Here is a 1,460-nt window from a genome sequence, read left to right as displayed (position 1 = left end):
TCAAATGAAAATGTAAAGCAGGAAATGGGTATTATATGGCCCCTTTAAGAAAAAACATAAACAAAATGAATGTAAACCTACAGACTCTAGTCAGAGGTGGAGACAGATGTTGTGTTTGATATGGTTAAGATTTACAGAGTCTGTTGATTTTAGAAACATATATAGTATTTAGAAAAGCCGACCCAGACAGGTTGACTTGAGAACACTAAAATGTCTTCATTGTCTTCATTTACTTGTATGAATTTTAATTTCTTGAGCACAACTGCCTCCATGCCAGGGAACCCATCGTATAGCACATATGAAATGAGAAAGGCAGTTTAATGTTTAAATCAACACTTTGCTGCAGGACTGCATGGACAGCTGTTTGCACGGAGGTAATTTCAGTGCAAAACACATGAATAACACCATTATGTGCACTGGAAGTTAAAGGACACAACTCAACTTCATCAACTTTAACTTCAACAAATGATTCCAAACTATTATCCCAAATATTAGCAAACTGATTAATACCCTCCAGATTCAGCGTTAGCTGCTTCTTATTTTCAGTGCCAATGTCAGGTTGTTGAGTTTGCTAACGGTACTGTACTTTACTTTAACCATATAAATTACAGTTACTGTGGTTTAATCTATTCTCAGATGTTGAGTCCTGCACAAATGACAAAAATGCCGCTAGAGGTCACAATTCCCAAAGCAGTTTTATTCAGACTAATGTGGGCCATTTACTCATTAGTAGCTCCTGACCTACACACTGATCTACAGAGTCCTGTAGTTAGAAAGGCAGCCAGGAATTAAACCACAGATCTGTTTCTCAGGTCAACTTCAGCTGATTGGTCCATCTCAACCAATAGTGGCGATAGTTGGTGATGACATCATTTTCCCATGCCACCTGGAACCTGCAATGAATGCTTCTGACATGAGGTTGGAGTGAGCTGAGGCCTGGGTTTGTGTCTGTGAGGGCAAACAGTCAAGAATACGTAGTTACCAAACAGCCGTCCTACAGAGGAAGAACATCAGTGTCCATCGACAAACTGGAGCTCGGAGACGTTTCACTGAAACTCTCCAGCGTAAAAGTCTCTGATGAGCAAACATGCAGACGTTCCCACAGTACCAAGCTTGTTGTTGGTAAGTGATACACAGTATATTTGTATCATTTAACATTTATATTTTAATAATATGATATAGAGCATGTATGTGTTTGTTTTTACATAACTGCTGCTGATCCCAGGCACCATGAGGAAACAGTCAGCGGTGGAAGAAGTATTCAGATCTTTACTTAAAGGTCCTGATGACCTCTGGCTGTCAGCAGCAGAGTGACTGTGGAGACGAGACACGGCAACAGCTTCACCTGTAGAGTCCAACAGCAGAACATCAACCAGGCCAGAGAAATACACATCCATGTTCCAGGTAGGAATGATTAATAAATGTATCACATGCTTACTATAAATACAATGTGATTGATC

At 39.9% G+C, this 1,460-nt stretch carries 1 protein-coding gene; it reads right to left on the bottom strand.

Annotated elements, in window-relative coordinates; genetic code table 11:
* Nucleotides 1-1,151: 1,151 nt before the first annotated feature.
* Nucleotides 1,152-1,460, bottom strand: a 309-nt coding sequence (locus ACRC28_RS10795) for a hypothetical protein (protein ID WP_438543454.1), incomplete at its 5' end; no start/stop codon positions are given.

The organism is Clostridium sp. (assembly GCF_051650885.1).
Classification (GTDB): domain Bacteria; phylum Bacillota; class Clostridia; order Clostridiales; family Clostridiaceae; genus Clostridium.
The sequence above is the reverse complement of the archived record's forward strand: the minus strand, read 5'-3'. Positions and strand labels throughout refer to the sequence as shown.